The sequence below is a fragment of the Selenomonas ruminantium AC2024 genome (assembly GCF_000687995.1).
Classification (GTDB): domain Bacteria; phylum Bacillota; class Negativicutes; order Selenomonadales; family Selenomonadaceae; genus Selenomonas_A; species Selenomonas_A ruminantium_B.
Genome location: NZ_JIAC01000001.1, coordinates 748,959 through 766,002 on the forward strand (window position 1 = coordinate 748,959; position 17,044 = coordinate 766,002).

10 protein-coding genes are annotated in these 17,044 nt (G+C 50.2%); 3 read left to right on the plus strand and 7 right to left on the minus strand.

Translation table 11 applies throughout. The annotated features are described in order from the left end of the window. The first annotated feature begins 34 nt into the window (after positions 1 to 34). A complete protein-coding gene (locus tag P157_RS0103500; protein WP_026759788.1) occupies positions 35 to 850 on the plus strand; it encodes a G5 and 3D domain-containing protein in 816 nt (271 codons plus the stop codon). Positions 851 to 913: 63 nt separating this feature from the next. On the opposite strand, the gene P157_RS13755 is transcribed toward P157_RS0103500, so the two are convergent. The 6 genes from P157_RS13755 to P157_RS0103535 all read right to left on the minus strand — a co-directional run bounded on the left by P157_RS13755 (position 914) and on the right by P157_RS0103535 (position 11,116). Then, positions 914 to 3,262, minus strand: coding sequence for an autotransporter outer membrane beta-barrel domain-containing protein (locus P157_RS13755; protein WP_037368098.1), 2,349 nt, complete (start codon positions 3,260 to 3,262; stop codon positions 914 to 916). Between the two features lie 86 nt (positions 3,263 to 3,348). Next, a complete protein-coding gene (locus tag P157_RS13760) occupies positions 3,349 to 3,924 on the minus strand; it encodes a type IV toxin-antitoxin system AbiEi family antitoxin domain-containing protein (RefSeq protein WP_051598477.1) in 576 nt (191 codons plus the stop codon). Between the two features lie 204 nt (positions 3,925 to 4,128). Further along, a complete protein-coding gene (locus P157_RS0103515) occupies positions 4,129 to 6,423 on the minus strand; it encodes an autotransporter outer membrane beta-barrel domain-containing protein (protein WP_026759789.1) in 2,295 nt (764 codons plus the stop codon). Between the two features lie 398 nt (positions 6,424 to 6,821). Further along, positions 6,822 to 7,778, minus strand: coding sequence for an Rpn family recombination-promoting nuclease/putative transposase (locus P157_RS0103525; RefSeq protein WP_051598478.1), 957 nt, complete (start codon positions 7,776 to 7,778; stop codon positions 6,822 to 6,824). A 125-nt stretch (positions 7,779 to 7,903) separates the two neighbouring features. Then, entirely contained in the window at positions 7,904 to 10,027 is a 2,124-nt protein-coding gene (locus P157_RS0103530; RefSeq protein ID WP_026759792.1) for an autotransporter outer membrane beta-barrel domain-containing protein, read from the minus strand. A 27-nt stretch (positions 10,028 to 10,054) separates the two neighbouring features. Next, positions 10,055 to 11,116 (minus strand): U32 family peptidase, encoded by a 1,062-nt coding sequence (locus P157_RS0103535; protein WP_026759793.1) that lies wholly within the window; start codon positions 11,114 to 11,116, stop codon positions 10,055 to 10,057. A gap of 236 nt (positions 11,117 to 11,352) precedes the next feature. Here P157_RS0103535 and P157_RS0103540 point away from each other — a divergent pair, with 236 nt between their 5' ends. After that, a complete protein-coding gene (locus P157_RS0103540) occupies positions 11,353 to 12,837 on the plus strand; it encodes a helix-turn-helix domain-containing protein (protein WP_026759794.1) in 1,485 nt (494 codons plus the stop codon). A 6-nt stretch (positions 12,838 to 12,843) separates the two neighbouring features. Here the strand turns inward: P157_RS0103540 and P157_RS0103545 are convergent, their stop codons facing one another. Beyond that, complete coding sequence (locus P157_RS0103545; protein WP_155266694.1) at positions 12,844 to 15,399, minus strand: autotransporter domain-containing protein; 2,556 nt, start codon at positions 15,397 to 15,399, stop codon at positions 12,844 to 12,846. Between the two features lie 222 nt (positions 15,400 to 15,621). Between P157_RS0103545 and P157_RS14820 the strand changes: the two genes are divergently transcribed. Next, positions 15,622 to 17,001, plus strand: coding sequence for a helix-turn-helix transcriptional regulator (locus tag P157_RS14820; protein WP_026759796.1), 1,380 nt, complete (start codon positions 15,622 to 15,624; stop codon positions 16,999 to 17,001). Positions 17,002 to 17,044 lie beyond the last annotated feature (43 nt).

Genomic DNA, 17,044 nt, shown 5'->3' on the forward strand with positions numbered 1-17,044 from the left:
AAAGTTCTTCACCAAACCTTGAAGGGGGCTTTTAATGAGTTTAAAGAAGCTGTTAACATTCAACCATAAAGAACAGAAAGTCGTAATGTGCGTGGTGCTGGCCATTATGATGATGATGACAACTGGTTTTACCAAAACCACGTTGCCGGACGATTGGCACCAGGTGACCATTGTGGCCGATGGCAAGACAATTACGACCACGACTAATCATACGAATCCAGCTTTTATCTTAGGAAAAAATGGCGTGAAACTTAGAGCCAATGACGAATACCATCTGGAAAAGGATGGCAAGAACACGAAAATCACCGTTTACCGCGCGGTTCCGGTAACGGTAACGTACAATGGTCAGGCAAAACAGATTGTGACCAGCAAGCAGACCGTAGGTGACGCCCTGATCGAGTTGGGCTATAATCTGGAGGACGTGGAAACGCCTCTGGGACTGGATGCGAAAATTCAGGAGAACCTAGACATAGTAGTATCTGACAGTGCAAAAAAACGCGAGGCACTGCAGCGTATGCGTGAAGAACAGATGAGACCCAAGGTGCAGACGGAAATGGGCATGATGGCCTATACCGCCGCCTACACTATGGAAGCAACGGCTTACCTCCCTACAGATGGGAGCGGCGCAGGCATTACCGCCACTGGTATTCCTGCCCGCCGCGGTGTCGTTGCGGTTGACCCTGGGGTCATTCCATTGGGTTCCCGGGTATATATTCCGGGGTATGGCGTGGCTATCGCTGCCGATACCGGCGGTGCTATCCGCGGCCAGAAAGTGGACCTGTGCATGGAAACTTACGGCGAATGCATGAACTTCGGCCGGAGAAACATTGAGGTTTACGTACTGGCGTAAAAAAGAAGCACATATCAGGCTGACAAGTTGCCTGATATGTGCTTTTTGCATATGAGAAGAGAGTTAGAACTTCCACGTAGCGCCGAGCTGGACGCTGCCGCCGCGTTGTTTTCCGGCCCAGCCGGTGAGGCCGAGGTCGAGAGTCAGGGGCGTTTCGCCGGGTTTAACCTGCCAGCCGAGTTCGAGCATGCCGCTGCCGCCTTTGACACTGGGGCTGGGGACATTGCCGCCACTGGAGAAGTGGGCTCTGGCTTCGCCGCCGAATTCGTACTGGTAGGCAAGACCGCCGTAGAAACTGTTCTTGTCGTTGACCTTGTGGGTGAGCCGTGCGCCGATACGCAGGCGGTGGCTGTCTACTGCATCGAAGCTGCCACGTTCATCCGCAGCATTTTCGATATGGATGGTGGTGGTGTCACCAGCCTGATGGCTGTAGAAATATTTCAGATAGCCGTCAAGGGTGTTGCCGTTGCCGATATTAAAGGCTTTGCCGACACCGAGGTGGGCGGCAAAGTAGTTGGAGGAACTGTCGTAATCGACCTTGCCCAGGGTGTCCATGGTGGTCTTGTAGTCGGAGTTCACGCGGCCGCCGCGCAGGCTGCCCTCGTAGTAGAGGCCGTCATGGTTGACCTGCCGTGCCATGATACCAAGGCCGTAGTAATGGGCGCCGCCTTCACCGTGGGTACCTGCGGCATCTTCGAGGTAGCTGTCATAGCTGCCGCCGCCGTATTCCACTACGGGACCAAAGAGCAGTTTGCCCTGCGGATTGGCAATCTCCCGGGCAAAACCGACATTGATGCCAAAGCCCTTGGTGTCGACATAGGAGCCGCTCTGGGCACGCATGGAGGAGCCACCAATAGCGGCAAACGGCGTGAAGGTACTAACAGAGGGTACGCCTGCCGCGCCGCTGTTCGTCTGTTCGGCAACTTCGAGCGCTACGGCATTAGCGGCCTGCATAAAGCCCTGTGAGGAGAGCATATCTGCACCGGCGTTGATAAAGGTCGTAGTAGCCGCACGCGTTTCTACAAGGGACTTGGCGCGTTCCATACTGCTTTCCGTGCTGCTTTCGGTCTTGTCAGTAACGGTGGCGGTAATGGCGGTATCGCCCTGATTGATAGCGAATTGATAGGATGTGTCCAAAGTCAGGCTGGTGGCTGTAGGAACCGTGGTCAAAGTAGTGGTGGCAGCGGTGCCGGTAAATCCTGCAGCGTTGCTTATCAAAGTGACTTTATCTCCTTGATTGAGATTTACCCCAGTCTGAGCCGCTGCGCCGATGGTCACAGGAGTAGTGGTAAAATCAGTAGCACCGCCATTGATGGTCACCATTGTGTCACCACTGGCAATGTCGGAAGGCAGATAGAAGTTCAGATTTTGTGCGCCATAGATATTGTCGGTGATAGTAATGTCCTTGGCGGCAAAGTTGATGGTATTGTTGGAGGAGGTACCTGACATGACGCTGCCGCCGTTGATGCCCTGCAAAGTTATGGCAGCGAGGATATTGACAGTGTTGTCAGTGGCATTACCAGTTCCCATTGCCATACCGCCAGAAACCATGCCGTTGATGGTGCCACCGGAAATCGTCACCGTATTGTCTTTGGCATTGCCATAATTAGAGGTGCCGTCTGTCTGGGCACCTATGACTGCGCCGGTGACGGTACCGCCTTTGATAATGACGCTGTTTCCTGTTGCGTCACCGCCGTTTGAGGCCCAACCGCCAACAATATTGTTGGCACTAATCGTACCACTGGTAATAGTGATGGTGTTGCCTGTGGCATTGCCGTTGGTCGTATTTCCACATATAATGTTCTGGGAAGCTGTGACTGTCGCATCTGAAATGGTAATACTGTTGTTGACTGCATTGACTAGGGAAGCACTACTCATATTACCACCGATTATATAGCCAGTTGTAATGGTACCACCCGCAATGATGACCTGATTATTCTCCACACTTCCATTATAGGCTTGAGCGCCTACGATTCCGTTATATAAAATGACATTGAGATTGTTCAGTGTGATGGTGTTGTTGGTGGCGCTCTTACCCCAGGCACCGATAAATTGGTTTATATCCGTACCAGTATTTGTAAAATCATTCAGTGTCAGTGAATAGCCATCGGCACTTTGAGTGCCGGGATAACCGCCGATTATACTCCAATTAGACCAAGCACTGGTGCCGGTGATGGTCAGGGATTTTGTATTGGACGTGCCAACAGCAGGTGTCAACTCAGCACCTGTGGGCAAAACTGCGCCTGAGCCAAGTTTTACTGTGTCGTTATCATCTGTGTCAATATATATCGTTTTATCTGCCGTGGATGCTTCTGCCGATGGCGGACTAAAGAATCCCCCCCCAGTGCACATCAGTACGGCCAATACGAGCTTGGCCAATCTTTTTTGCTTTGTCTTGCTGCAATTTCTCATTTTTTATCCCCCTTTGGCTTGCGCCGTTTATAAAAATTTTGATACCGTCAGGATAGAAAATCCCAAAGACTATCATAGGCGGGTGCTTATCCAAAATCTACTGACAATATGGACAGTTTTGAAGAAAGGGGCGATTTTTCTACCTGTAAATTAGTACAGGTAGCCTGTATCGCATCTATATAATCATCGAGTTTAGCAAAATCAAGACTATCCTTCAGCTGGCGATAGCTTTGTACTATTTCCTTATAATAATCGAAAGCCATCTTATTTCTATGGCGGATTAGCTCTAAAAGCATTCGTTCACGGTCATAGCAACGGATGGATAAACCGTTGTATAGCATTTGCGTTTTTCCAATACCGTAATAATTGACTGACTCAAAATATTGTTTTGCGCCAGCCATCTTGATGCGTGTCATATGCCGACCTGTAGCTAAATGAAGTTGGTCAGGTATAACATCTGTTAGTCCCCAAAAATAAAAGGCATTATCCATAATGAAAATTGCATCCTTGTAGCTAGCCATAACAATCTCAATATCGGAAGCGGTTTCATTCTTGGAATATAAGCCAGGCGAAAGTTTGAAAAGTTCTCCTTTCTGCATAGCTTGTTTTACCTTGTATAAAGAACCGTATTGATTTATAGCATCTTTAAGTATCATAACCATAAGAATTGTCCTTTACTATAAACACACATTTTATCGTTTGTTGTGTATGATTACTTAATTTATATAGGGGGACTTGCTTTTTGTCAATATTTCAGTGATTATACACAATATAAATATATAGTTTGTATAATTGCTGAAATATAATTTGCTATAAAAATAAGGAGTTTCTGTACGAAGTAATGTCATACAGAAACTCCTTGTTTTTTAGAATGTCCAGTTAGCGCCGAGCTGGATGCTACCGCCGCGTTGTTTCCCAGCCCAGCCGGTCATGCCTAAGTCGATGGTTACGGGGCCGCCAGGTTTTACCTGCCAGCCAAGTTCCAGCATGCCGCTGGAGCCTTTGACACTGGGGCTGGGGACGTTGCCGCCACCAGCGAAATGGGCTCTGGCTTCGCCGCCGAATTCATATTGGTAGGCAAGGCCGCCATAGAAGCTGTTACGCTCGTTGACCTTGTGAGTAAGTCTGGCGCCGATGCGGAGGCGGTGGCTGTCTACCGCATCGAAGCTGCCACGTTCATCCGCAGCATTCTCGATATGAATGGTGGTGGTGTCACCAGCCTGATGGCTGTAGAAATACTTCAGATAGCCATCCAGAATGTTATTGTTGCTGAGATTATAGGTCTTGCCTACACCCAGGTGGAAGGCCCAATAATTGGAGGCGCTGTCGTAATTGACTTTGCCGAGGGTATCCATATTGCTCTTGTAGTCGGATGTTACGCGGCCGCCACGCAGGCTGCCCTCATAATAGAGACCGTCGTGATTGACCTGTCGTGCCATAATGCCCACGCCAAAGTAGTGGGAACCACCTTCACCATGGGTACCCGCCGCATCTTCAAGATAACTGTCATAACTGCCGCCGCCATATTCCACAATGGGGCCGAACAATAACTTGCCCTGCGGATTGGAAATCTCCCGGGCAAAACCCACGTTGAGGCCAAATCCTTTTGTATCCACATAGGAGCCGGTCTGTGCTCGGAAGCTGGAACCACCGAAGGCGGCGAAGGGCGTGAAAGCATTGGCGGCAGGTGCACCTGCTGCTTCCTTGCTGACATTTTCCGCGGCCTCGATGGCCACGGCGTTGGCAGCCTGAGCAAAGCCCTGAGAGGCCAGCATATCTGCCCCGGCGTTGACGAAGGTGGTGCCAGCGGCACGGGTTTCCACAAGGGATTTAGCTCTGTCGGTATTGCTGGTTTCTGTTTTGTCTGCCACAGTAGCGGTAACTGCGGTAGCTTCCTGAGTGATAGCGAATTTATAGGAAGTGTCTACAGTAAGACTGGTGGCTTTCGGTGCTGTGGTCAAAGTAGTGGTGGCAGCGGTGCCGGTAAATCCATTGGTATTACTGATTAAGGTTACTGTATCGCCTTGATTAAGATTTACCCCAGTCTGGGCTGCCGTGCCGATGGTGACACCAGTTAAATCGGTAGCGCTGCTGTTTATGGTCAGCATGGTATCGCCGCTGGCAATATCTGATGGCAGATAGAAATTCATATTCTGGAAGCCAACGACACCTTCATCGCCTACCGTCACGTTCTTGGCGGCAATATTCAGCGTATTGCCTGTAGCCGTGGAACCTTCACCGCCAAGAATATGCTTAACGGTAATTGCCTTGAGGATATTGATGGTGTTGTTATTGGCCGTACCATAGACAGCCGGATTCACCGAATAATCTACAGCCATACCACCATAAATGCGGGTCTCGCTGTCAAGCACCGCATCTTTTTCGATGGTGACAGTATTGCCACTGGCCTCGGTATCGCCATAACCGCCGTAAATGTAGCCTTTGACAGTGCCGCCGCTGATGGTAACCGTGTTATCATTAGCAACTCCACCGGCACCACCATTGATATGCACGGTACCGCTCCCAAAGGTGCTGTTGCCACTGATGGTAACTGTATTGCCTGTGGTCTCTCCATTGGTGACACCGCCCGCGATATAAATTCTGTCAGTCGCCGCTGTTGTGTTTATAGCCGCATTTCCCGTAATGGTTACGCTGTTGTTCTTCGCGCTCTTGCTGGCAGCGGTACTCTGACCGCCATATATTGCGAGTATGCCAGAAGATGTAGGCTCAAGAGTGCCACTGATTGTTACCGTATTGGCTTCAGCGTCTCCACTAGAACTTTCGCCCCCCTTAATCATAGAGCCATAGCCTCCGTTACCTCCGTTGTACATTACGGTGCTGCCCTCGCTGATATTGACGTGATTATCCGTTACAGTACCGCTTCCGTAACCACCTGTAATGATGGCAGTTTCAGGGGTGAATATAGTTGTCCCTCCCAGGAAATTCACATGATTTCCCGTAACGCTGCCGTTATTCTTGCCGCCATAAATACTATATAAGGTTATATTGGTTCCATTGATATTTACAGTAGCTCCATTAGCTCCTGCATCATAGCCGCCTATAAGTGTCAGGGCATCGGCAGTAAAGCTGCCTGTAACATTCAGAACATTTGCAGACGTAGGATAAAAGCTGTCATAGTCAGTATTACTCACCTTGGTCATTATTCCATCCGGAGTAAAGGTATATGAACCTGTGCCTCCACTTACATTCGTAATTGTGGCTTCCGTCGCCTCTGCCATCCCGGATAAATCAAGTAGTCCCCCCCCCTGAAAACAATAGTGCAATGGCGATTAAGCTGGCCAGCTGTTTGTATTTTCTGTTGTTTTTGTGCATATTAAATCGCTCCTCTAACAATAGAATAATAATAAACATTTCCTTTACTTTTTCTGCGTTTGGCTGTATGTTCCTACTGTACTTCAGGTACAGTCTTTGCCAAAACGCATTGCAAGCGACCTGTACTTTACCTGTACTTCGTAGGCTGGGGAAAAACAAACAAAAAGCCCCTTGAGCATAAATTCCTCAAGGGACTTTTGGTTTGGAAGATAAAGATCTTCCACGATTAGATTTTTTTCATATCGCGGGCGAGTTCTTCAATTTCAGCCCGGGTTAAATCAACCAATTCCAGAATTTCATCAATCGGTTTATTCTTTTGCAGCATACGCATAGCTGTGCGGCGGTCAGCGGCTTTTTCTCCTTCCGCCATACCTTTAGCCAGGCCTTCTTCCATGCCTTCGGCACGGCCTTCCGCCTTGCCTTCTTCAATCCAGGCATCTTTATCGGACTCATAGTCCATGATGGCCATTTCGCGGTTCAGGTAGTCGAGGCGTTCCTGCCGGTTCTGCATAAATATAGCGGCTGCGTCCAGCGCAGTCTGAATTGCAACTTCATTCATAGCCAGTTCCTCCATTTCTTTGGCATCCAATTTGTTGGAGAAGTAAGCCAGCCAGCGCTCCACACTGGTCATTTCGCTGATAGGCTTTTTCTGGAACTTGGGGACTTCGAGGAAATGCAGTTCCATGTCTTCGTTCAAGCGGCGGCCGGTTTCCTTGTTGTAAATGCTGTACATGGAGTGCGCCGGTTCGCCGGGGAAAATCGTATAGCGCAGGATGTTGATGGTGATGGACGGTTTCAAATTCTGATACTTTCCACCCTTGGCCAGGTTCATCAGGTACATCTGCGACCAATAGTAAAGGGTGCGGCGTTCCATGTTTTTCTTGTCCACAATCTGGACTTCCACATCAATCTGCGTGCCGTCCTCAGTGACGCAGAAAATGTCCAAACGGGTGAGCTTGTCGTCATCATAGAGCGGGACAATTTCGCTGTTTTGGAACTGAATGTCCTTTATGGCCTTGGCCTCGTGACGGTCAAGGACAGCGTTGAGAAAGTCGATGGTGACCTGCTTCCGCTCATCCTTGCCGAAGATGAACTTGAACAGGACATCGTTCATGGGATTGTATTTTTTGTTGGCAATATCGTTCTCGATAGCCTGCTTGAGAAGGTCTTTTGGGTATGTCATGGTAAACGCGCTCCTTTGGGGTTCTAATTGGATTATACCATGAAACGGGATAATTTTCAGCAAATTTATAAGAGCCCCTTCTAGTGATTTAGTCTAGAGGGGCTCTTAGTACAATAATGTATTTTTTAGAATGTCCAGTTAGCGCCGAGCTGGATGCTGCCGCCGCGCTGTTTTCCAGCCCAGCCGGTCATGCCTAAGTCGATGGTTACGGGGCCGCCAGGTTTTACCTGCCAGCCCAGTTCGAGCATGCCGCTGCCGCCTTTGACACTGGGGCTGGGGACGTTGCCGCCACTGGAGAAGTGGGCTCTGGCCTCGCCGCCAAATTCGTATTGGTAGGCAAGACCGCCGTAGAAACTGTTGCGGTCGTTGACCTTGTGCGTGAGGCGTGCGCCGATACGCAGGCGGTGGCTGTCCACGGCGTCAAAGCTGCCGCGTTCGTCAGCGGCGTTTTCAATATGTATGGTGGTCGTGTCACCGGCCTGATGGCTGTAGAAATATTTCAGATAGCCGTCAAGGGTGTTGCCGTTGCCGATACTAAAGGCTTTGCCGACACCGAGGTGGGCGGCAAAGTAGTTGGAGGAACTGTCATAATTGACCTTGCCGAGGGTATCCATGGTGGTCTTGTAGTCAGAGTTTACGCGGCCGCCGCGCAGGCTGCCTTCGTAGTAGAGGCCGTCATGGTTGACCTGCCGCGCCATGATACCAAGGCCGTAGTAATGCGCGCCGCCTTCGCCGTGGGTGCCTGCGGCATCTTCGAGGTAGCTGTCATAACTTCCGCCGCCATATTCCACCACGGGGCCAAAGAGGAGCTTGCCCTGAGCGTTGCTGATTTCCCGGGCAAAGCCGACATTGAGGCCAAAGCCCTTGGTGTCGACATAGGAGCCGCTCTGTGCACGCATGGAGGAGCCACCCATAGCGGCAAACGGCGTGAAGGTACTAACAGAGGGCACGCCTGCCGCGCCGCTGGTCGTCTGTTCGGCAGCTTCGAGCGCTACGGCATTAGCGGCCTGCATAAAGCCCTGTGAGGAGAGCATATCCGCACCGGCATTGATAAAGGTAGTAGTAGCCGCACGCGTTTCTACAAGGGACTTGGCGCGTTCCATACTGCTTTCCGTACTGCTTTCGGTCTTGTCAGTAACGGTGGCGGTAACGGCAGTATCGCCCTGATTGATAGCGAATTTATAGGAGGTGTCCAAAGTCAGGCTGGTGGCTGTGGGCGCAGTGGTCAGCGTAGTGGTGGCAGCTGTGCCTGTAAAGCCGTTGGTATTACTGAGTAAAGTCACCGTGTCCCCCTGATTGAGATTTACCCCAGTCTGGGCTGCCGTACCGATGGTGACACCAGTTAAATCGGTAGCGCTGCTGTTAATTGTCAGCATGGTATCGCCGCTGGCAATATCTGATGGCAGATAGAAATTCATATTCTGGAAGCCAACGACACCTTCGTCCCCAACAGTTACACCCTTGGCCGCGATGTTCAGCGTGTTCCCGGTGGCTGATGTGCCTTCACCGCCCAAGATGTGTTTGACCGTAACGGCTTTGAGAATATTGACGGTGTTGTTATTGGCGGCCCCATTCATGGTAAAGCCACCGTAAATGCGCGCGTTGCTGTCAAGTTCAGCATCGTTTTGGATGGTGACGGTATTGCCGCTGGCCTCTCCGTCAGAAGTAGCGCCACCGTATATATAACCGGTTACCGTACCGCCGCTGATGGTGACTGTATTGTCATTGGCATCGCCGCTGACGGCGTAATAACCGCCACCTACTTGTCCGCCGGTTACACTGTTAATGGTACCGCTGTTGATATTAACGGTATTGTTGTTGGCGGTTCCTGTAGGACTGGGATTGCTGTCACCATAAACATAGCCACCGTATACCATCTGAGTTATTGTGGTACTGTCGCCTGTGATGGTCAGGGTATTACCGCTGGCCGAGCCTCTGGTAGTGGCGGCGGCACCAAAAAGCCTGTAGGATGTAGGGGAGGTGATGGTAACTGTGAAGTTGTCTGCAGAGGTCGTTGGATATGACACGGCAAAGATTTCATTCCCGTAGGCGTAGTCGGCATGCCCAGGCGTAAAACTGGTTCCTGAAAAACTGGAGGTGTTGCCTTCGTGTTCTACAGTACCGTTGACAACATACGATGCTGCTAATACATCTGTAGATAGATTATAAAGTCCCCCCCCCGTGCACATCAGTGCGGCCAATACGAGCTTGGCCAATCTTTTTTGCTTTGTCTTGCTGCAATTTCTCATTTTTTATCCCCCTTTATTTTGCGTCGTTTATTGAACTTTGATTTTGAAGCGGAACGTGTCCTGATATTGTTTCGGGATGAGTTCTGCCAGGATTTTTTCGCAGAGGCCGCAAGTGCTGCACTCTTTGCATTCACAGGTCAGCAGCTTGTCTGGCACTTGCTCAACGGTTATTTTCTGCAGGATTTCAGCAGGTAGTACCTGGGCTGCGAAGAGAATGGTGCCGGAAAGCATCAGTTCAACTAATGGCAGGCTGTTGTTATCCGTCAAATAGGCATCCAGAGTACGGAAGGGATAATCCCCTGCAGAGTTCCGCCCCGCTATCTTATAGATATCCACCACATCATCATAATACTTCTGCCAACGGGGCAGGATCCAATTGGCCCGGAACAAATCTGCAATGCCGTCCTGACAGCAGCTCAAAAGTATTGGACGCTGCCCTCTGGCAATGGCCAGATTGTGGTTGAAGGAATTGGGACAGCCCATCAGACAGGCTTCGTTGACCAGGCATTTGAGGCGGAAGCCTGCGGCGTGCATTTCCTTCAGTTTGGACGGTGAACGTAGAATTTCTCGAGGCGGGTTGAATACGTTTACACCGCATTTTTCCCGCCAGATTTCCATTTGCCGCAGATTCCACTGATAAGCGTTGCAGGATGTGTGTATTTCCAGCTCCGGCATTACTGCGTGCAGGAGGGCGGCTACCCGGTAATCCGAGAGGATAAAGCCCTCGATTTGCAATTCGTTAGCTGCCCGCGCCAGAGTAAGGACAAAGCTTTTGACAGCATCCTCACTGTCAAACTGGTAACTCATGGCATTGACGGGGCAGATGCGGCGCACCTGTCCTCGGGAGAGGCGCAGGAACTCAAAGCAGTTTTTCAGGTACTGTGCCCGCATGGAATCCACATTGGCAGGTGGCTCTCCGGCCGCTTTCCTGTCGTCAAAGGTAAAACGCACATGAGAAATCATTTCCTGAAACGGCAGTTCACAATAGACATGGTCGATATGTTGTTTGCGCTTTTTCACCTCCTGTAAAAACCATTCAGGTTCCGTCCCATTATAAGGTACGGAATAAATTCGGTATGCTGGTGTCATTTCAACGGCCCCTTCCGTAAACATAAAATCCCAAAGACTATCATAAAAGATTATATATAGAAATAATACTGTATTAAAATACAGTTATGGAAAAATAATGAATTTTTCTACCTGTACTTTAGTACAGGTAGGCAATAAAGGTAAGGATTCATCGTAATTTTTTGTTTATTCGTATCAGCATGAAAAAAGTGTTATAATGTGGATGGAGTAATTTTGATTTTCATGGAGGAATTATCTTGTTTTCTGTACGTTTATTGTCATCAACGACATTGATATACATATATCTGATTCTGGTTTATAATCTGGCCATGAGTGGTGTGCAGGGCGTATCTGAAGCTGCCGTGAATACGGTGCTGGTGTCTTGCGCTGGGGCGGCAGGGATGGCATGCTTCGCTTTTGGCTTCCGTCATTTGCAAGAACGTGTTCAGTATCGTGTTCCACTTTATATCGTGGGGCTTTGCGCGGTCAGTCACCTGCTTATGGAGATTTTTTCAGCTGCTTCCCCGTTGTTTTTCGTGGAAATTGTGCTGGCGACGATGGGCTGGGGATTTCTAACGGCGTTTATTTTGTGCCGCGTAGCAACAGAGGTTTCAGCTACACATTTTGGGCGTTTCATTGGCCTTTCTTATGGGGGAGCTGCACTTTTGCAATTCGCTGTGGGCGAGGCGGATCGGTATTTTACTGAAGTGTCTTTGGCACAGTGGGGGGCCGTAGCGTGTTTGGCTGCATTTACCTACTTTATCAAGCGTGAGCCGATTTCTCTGTCTGTTTCCACGCCGCAAAGTGATTCGCCGGTCTGGTCATCGTTTTTTCAGAAAAGCCGTGTCTATTTGTTGGGCGGTGCTGCAGTGCTGTCATTGCTGATGGGCTTGTCTGATAGTGTTACGATTATGCACTACGCCGAATATGCGCCGTCTTTTCCGGCATCGCGCTTGTTTTATGCGATGGGGTTGGTGGCTTTTGGCTGGCTGGCAGACAGGCGTATGCTGCTGCTTCCCGGCGTTGTTTTGCTGACCAATGCTTATTATTTGTGGTTTAGGGCAATGGCGGCTGATGCAGATTTGTTTATCCTGTTGGCACAAATCGTGGAAGCTGTTTATTCGGCACCGGCTATTATTTTGCTGACGGTTGGTTTTTTGCACGCAGCCGCCCACTCGGCTTGTCCCGAACGATGGGCGGCTATGGGGCGTATTGTTGGTTTGCCTTTAACGAGTTTTGGACTGATGATGGGGTTATGGCTGTGGCCTCTTACTTCAACGCTGACGATGCTGGCCGTTTATACGACATTACTGCTGGTTGCTATTGCGTTGCTTTATCGTAGCATGCTGGGGTGTCTGGAAGCATTGGTTGAACTTGCTAAGGAGAAAATAAAGGCTGCGTCTCATAAATCTGAAACAGAGACGCAGCCGGTAGAGGAGAAATCCGTAGGGAAATGTGAAGATGAGTCAGCTGGCGATATCTTTACTGCATACTGCCGTCGTTATAGCATTACGGCAAAGGAAGCAGAGATTTTGCTGGACATCCTGAAAGGTCAGAATGCTGGTGAAATTGCTGCAGCGCAATTTATAACGAAGCGTACGGTGCGCTTTCATATCAGCAATTTACTGCATAAAACTGGGAATAAAACGCAAATTGCCATGATTGCGCATTTTCATCAAGTGACAGAAGATGTTACCCTGTTGGAAATGGACAATAACGCATCTGAAAGGAGTCCTGGATAAGGCGATTTAGAACTTCCACGTAGCGCCGAGCTGGACGCTGCCGCCGCGTTGTTTTCCGGCCCAGCCGGTCATGCCTAAGTCGATGGCAATGGGGCCGCCGGGTTTAACCTGCCAGCCGAGTTCGAGCATGCCGCTGCCACCTTTGACACTGGGACTGGGGACGTTGCCGCCACTGGAGAAGTGGGCTCTGGCTTCGCCGCCAAATTCATACTGGTAGGCAAGGCCACCGTAGAAACTGTTGCGGTCGTTGACTTTGTGCGTGAGCCGTGCGCCAATGCGGAGGCGGTGACTGTCTACGGCGGAGAAACTGCCGCGCTCGTCAGCGGCCTTTTCGATATGTATGGTAGTGGTGTCACCGGCCTGATGGCTGTAGAAATATTTCAGATAGCCGTCAAGGGTGTTGCCATTGCCGAGGTTAAAGGCTTTGCCGACACCGAGATGGGCGGCAAAGTAGTTGGAGGAACTGTCGTAATCGACCTTGCCCAGGGTGTCCATAGTGCTCTTGTAGTCAGAGTTCACCCGGCCGCCGCGCAGGCTGCCTTCGTAGTAGAGGCCGTCATGGTTGACCTGCCGTGCCATCAGCCCTACGCCGAAGTAATGAGCCTTGCCTTCGCCGTGAGTACCTGCTGCGTCTTCGAGGTAGCTGTCATAATTGCCGCCGCCGTATTCCACAATGGGGCCAAAGAGGAGCTTGCCCTGAGCGTTGCTAATTTCCCGGGCAAAGCCGACATTGAGGCCAAAGCCCTTGGTGTCGACATAGGAGCCGCTTTGGGCACGCATGGATGAGCCACCCACAGCAGCAAAGGGGGTAAATGAACTTACGGCAGGAGCATTAACAGCACCATTGTGGCTCTGTTCAGCTGCCTCAAGAGCCACAGCATTAGCGGCTTGCATAAATCCCTGCGAGGAAAGCATATCTGCACCAGCATTGACAAAGGTTGTGGTAGCGGCGCGGGTTTCTACAAGGGATTTAGCCCGTGCTGAACTGCTTTCCGTACTGCTCTCGGTCTTGTCGGTAACAGTGGCAGTAATTGAAGTACTTTCTTGATTAACAGCGAATTTATAAGAGGTGTCTAGAGTCAGGCTGGTGGCTGTGGGAGCAGTGGTCAGTGTAGTGGTTTTGGCTGTGCCCGTAAAGCCGTTGGCGTTGCTGAGTAAAGTTACGGTATCCCCTTGATTAAGGTTTACACCTGTTTGTGCCGCCACGCCGATGGTCGTATTCATCAAATATGTCGTACCACCGTTAACGGTCACCATGGTATCTCCTGCCGAGATGTCATCAGGCAGATAGAAATTCATATTTTCCGCACCGTAAATATTATCCGTAATGGTTATGCCTTTGGCGGCAAAATTGACGGTATTATCGGAGCCGTCTGCACCGCTGCCACCATTGATACCCATTAGTGTCATGGCGGCGAGAATATTGACCGTGTTGTTAGATGCTGTGCCGCTTGTTGCCATGCCGCCTGTGACCATTCCAGAAATGCTGCCGCCGGAAATGGTGACGATATTATTCGTGGCATCGCCGTTGGAACTTTGGCCGCCAATAACTGTGCCTGTGATTGTGCCGTCCGAAATGGCAACGGTATTATCGCTGGCCCTCGTATAACCCCAGCCGCCAGTGATACTATTATTAATCGTACCGCCGGAAACGGTAACTTTGTTGTTCGTGGCCTGGCCGCTCATCGCATGGCCGCCTTCCACAGGAGAATTGACTGTTCCTCCCGTGATGTTGACCTCGTTCGCCGTTGCGGTGCCGTTATATGCAAAAGCGCCGGTAATGCCTAAAACGCCACTGCTGATTTCACCGCCGTTGATGGTGAAGATGTTTCCTGTGGCGTCTGTTTTTCCGTATCCAGCATGCAGATAAGCGCCGTTAATGGGGCTGTCAGTAGCATTGATGATAACCTTGTTTCCAGTGACGCTGCCGACAGCAGAATATGCACCAGTTATCCCACCTATCGTACCGCCGTTGATGGTGATTGTATTATTGTCTGCATTGCCCGCAGCACCGGCTGTGCCGTTGTTGGCATTCCCGCCATAAACTTCGTTCACGGTGGCTCCACTTGCTATAGTGACCTGGTTGTTATTGGCATTGGTTTTTTGAGAACAGCCTCCATACACAGTTGTCACCGTACCGCCGTTGAGGTTTACGGTATTATTCGCGGCTTCCTGTGTCGTGCTGTACCCGCCGTACAGATATTTCAGCGTACCGCCTGTCATTGTCGTAGTGAATCCGGAGGCGGCACCGGTCCAAGTATTCAGAATAGAAGTTACCGCACTCTGTCCAGGCGTAATAACCACCATTGGCGTTGACAGTTGGGAAAAGACATCCCTTAGGCCACCCGAAGTCATGCCCATAATATTACCAAATACATAATCGTTCGCACCCATAGTTGCTCCTTCGGTGTTTAGCGAAGTTGCACTTATGGTCGTTGATGTAGCAGTACGGGCAGTTGGATTTACCGACTCAGCCGATGCTGTCCCAAGTCCCCCTCCCGTGCACAATAGCGCCGCCAGTACCAATCTTGTCAATTTCCTGTTATGACGTTGTTCCTTCATAATTAAATCCCCTTCTTTACGCAAAATAATATTGACGATTACTTTTATCTTTTTCTGCGTATAGCCGTATGTTCCTACTGTACGGCAGGTACAGTCTTTGTTGTAGGGCGTGGCTGGCGGCCTGTACTTTGCGGTTGACGGTCAGATTTGACAGGACAAGGCCAGAGGAAAATGGTATAATTTACGGATGTAGAAAAGCGATTTTTCAGGGGAAGTGATGAAATGCTCTATACACTTTATGCAGGAATGTTCTTTGCGAATATATTGTTTTACATGCACCTCTTGCAGCTGGTGGATGGTGAAGCTGTGGTCATGGCGAATCTGGGCTATATGCTGCTGTGTTCGTTGGGGATGATTGCCTACGGCTGGCTGCATGAGCGCTGGACGAAGGGGAAGTTGGCACTGTACAGTGCGTTGTTGCTCAATTCCTTGGGGAGTATATTTCTTTGGCAGGGCGGGGATTCCTGGTGGTGGCCGCTGCTCATGTTTGCCCTGTCTTATGGCTATCTGGCAGGCCATGTGGCCTATTTATCCGCCATGCAAGTGCAGGGCTGTTGTCAGGGAAGATTTATCGGTGTTTCCTTGTGCCTGTGCAATTTGCTGGTGTATCTTGCCTCACATCTGCCCGCCGGGGGACAGATGGCACTAGTGGTAAGCACTGCGGTGCTGGCCGCTTGGCTGATGGACAGGCTGGCGGATAATTTACCGGGGGCCGTTGATTTGCCGTCAGCGTCGCCGCAGGTTTTGCCCCAACAGTTGTCTTTAGCCGTTATGATCGCGCTGGTTTTGGGACTGCTCGTAGGGCTTGATGATAGTTCGTTCTTTCCACGCTTTGCAGCTTATGAGGAAACCTTTAGCACATCACGCATCTTTACGGCAGTCGGTTATCTGTTCGCTGGTGTGATTGCCGATTCTTGGCCCGTGTATCTGCCGGTCATCGCATTAGCCGCCAAAAGCATACCTATCTTTGTGCGGGCCGGTTCGGATAGTTTTGCCTTGTCACTGCTTTCCTATACGGATGCGTTTTTTACAGGCGCTTTGATTATACTGGTTATCAGAATGTTTTTTGCCGTCGCTCCGCTGACCAGCCGTCCGCGCCTGTGGGCTGGCATGGGGCGCGGCATTGAGATGCCGGCCAGCGCTGTAGCCGCCTTAGCAGGTAGTGTGTATTTCGAACAGCACAGCTTGTCTTTAACCGTGGCTTGTCGTGCGGCACTTCTGCTTTTCGGTGCGATTCTGTTCTATCGGGCGGTGGTGATTTATGCTGAAAGGCGAAACGAGGAGATTTTCTCCTTGCCGGATAATATAAGCCTCGTGGTAGAAAATGGCGGTAGTTGTGCTTTGATGCAGGAACGGGAACAGGAAATCGTACAGGAAAACGTACAAGTACAGGATAACTGTCCTGACTGGCAGCGGCAGTATAACCTGACCGACAGAGAGACAGAGGTCCTGCGTGAAGTGATGCAGGATAAAAAAATTGCCGATATAGCCGCAGCACTGGTGGTCACAGAACGTACAGTAAAATTCCACATTGGCAATATCTTGAAAAAGACAGACTGCAAGAACCAAAGAGAACTGCGCAACAAATTAGGAAAATACTAAAATAAAAAGCCCCTGAGGATGTAGTTTCCTCAGGAGGCCTTTT

Bases quoted from the DNA above. Each gene is read 5' to 3' on its own strand.
- P157_RS0103500 (WP_026759788.1), top strand. From the start codon at position 35: ATGAGTTTAAAGAAGCTGTTAACATTCAACCATAAAGAACAGAAAGTC.
- P157_RS13755 (WP_037368098.1), bottom strand. From the start codon at position 3,262: ATGAGAAATTGCAGCAAGACAAAGCAAAAAAGATTGGCCAAGCTCGTA.
- P157_RS13760 (WP_051598477.1), bottom strand. From the start codon at position 3,924: ATGGTTATGATACTTAAAGATGCTATAAATCAATACGGTTCTTTATAC.
- P157_RS0103515 (WP_026759789.1), bottom strand. From the start codon at position 6,423: ATGACCAAGGTGAGTAATACTGACTATGACAGCTTTTATCCTACGTCT.
- P157_RS0103525 (WP_051598478.1), bottom strand. From the start codon at position 7,778: ATGACATACCCAAAAGACCTTCTCAAGCAGGCTATCGAGAACGATATT.
- P157_RS0103530 (WP_026759792.1), bottom strand. From the start codon at position 10,027: ATGAGAAATTGCAGCAAGACAAAGCAAAAAAGATTGGCCAAGCTCGTA.
- P157_RS0103535 (WP_026759793.1), bottom strand. From the start codon at position 11,116: ATGACACCAGCATACCGAATTTATTCCGTACCTTATAATGGGACGGAA.
- P157_RS0103545 (WP_155266694.1), bottom strand. From the start codon at position 15,399: ATGAAGGAACAACGTCATAACAGGAAATTGACAAGATTGGTACTGGCG.
- P157_RS14820 (WP_026759796.1), top strand. From the start codon at position 15,622: ATGCTCTATACACTTTATGCAGGAATGTTCTTTGCGAATATATTGTTT.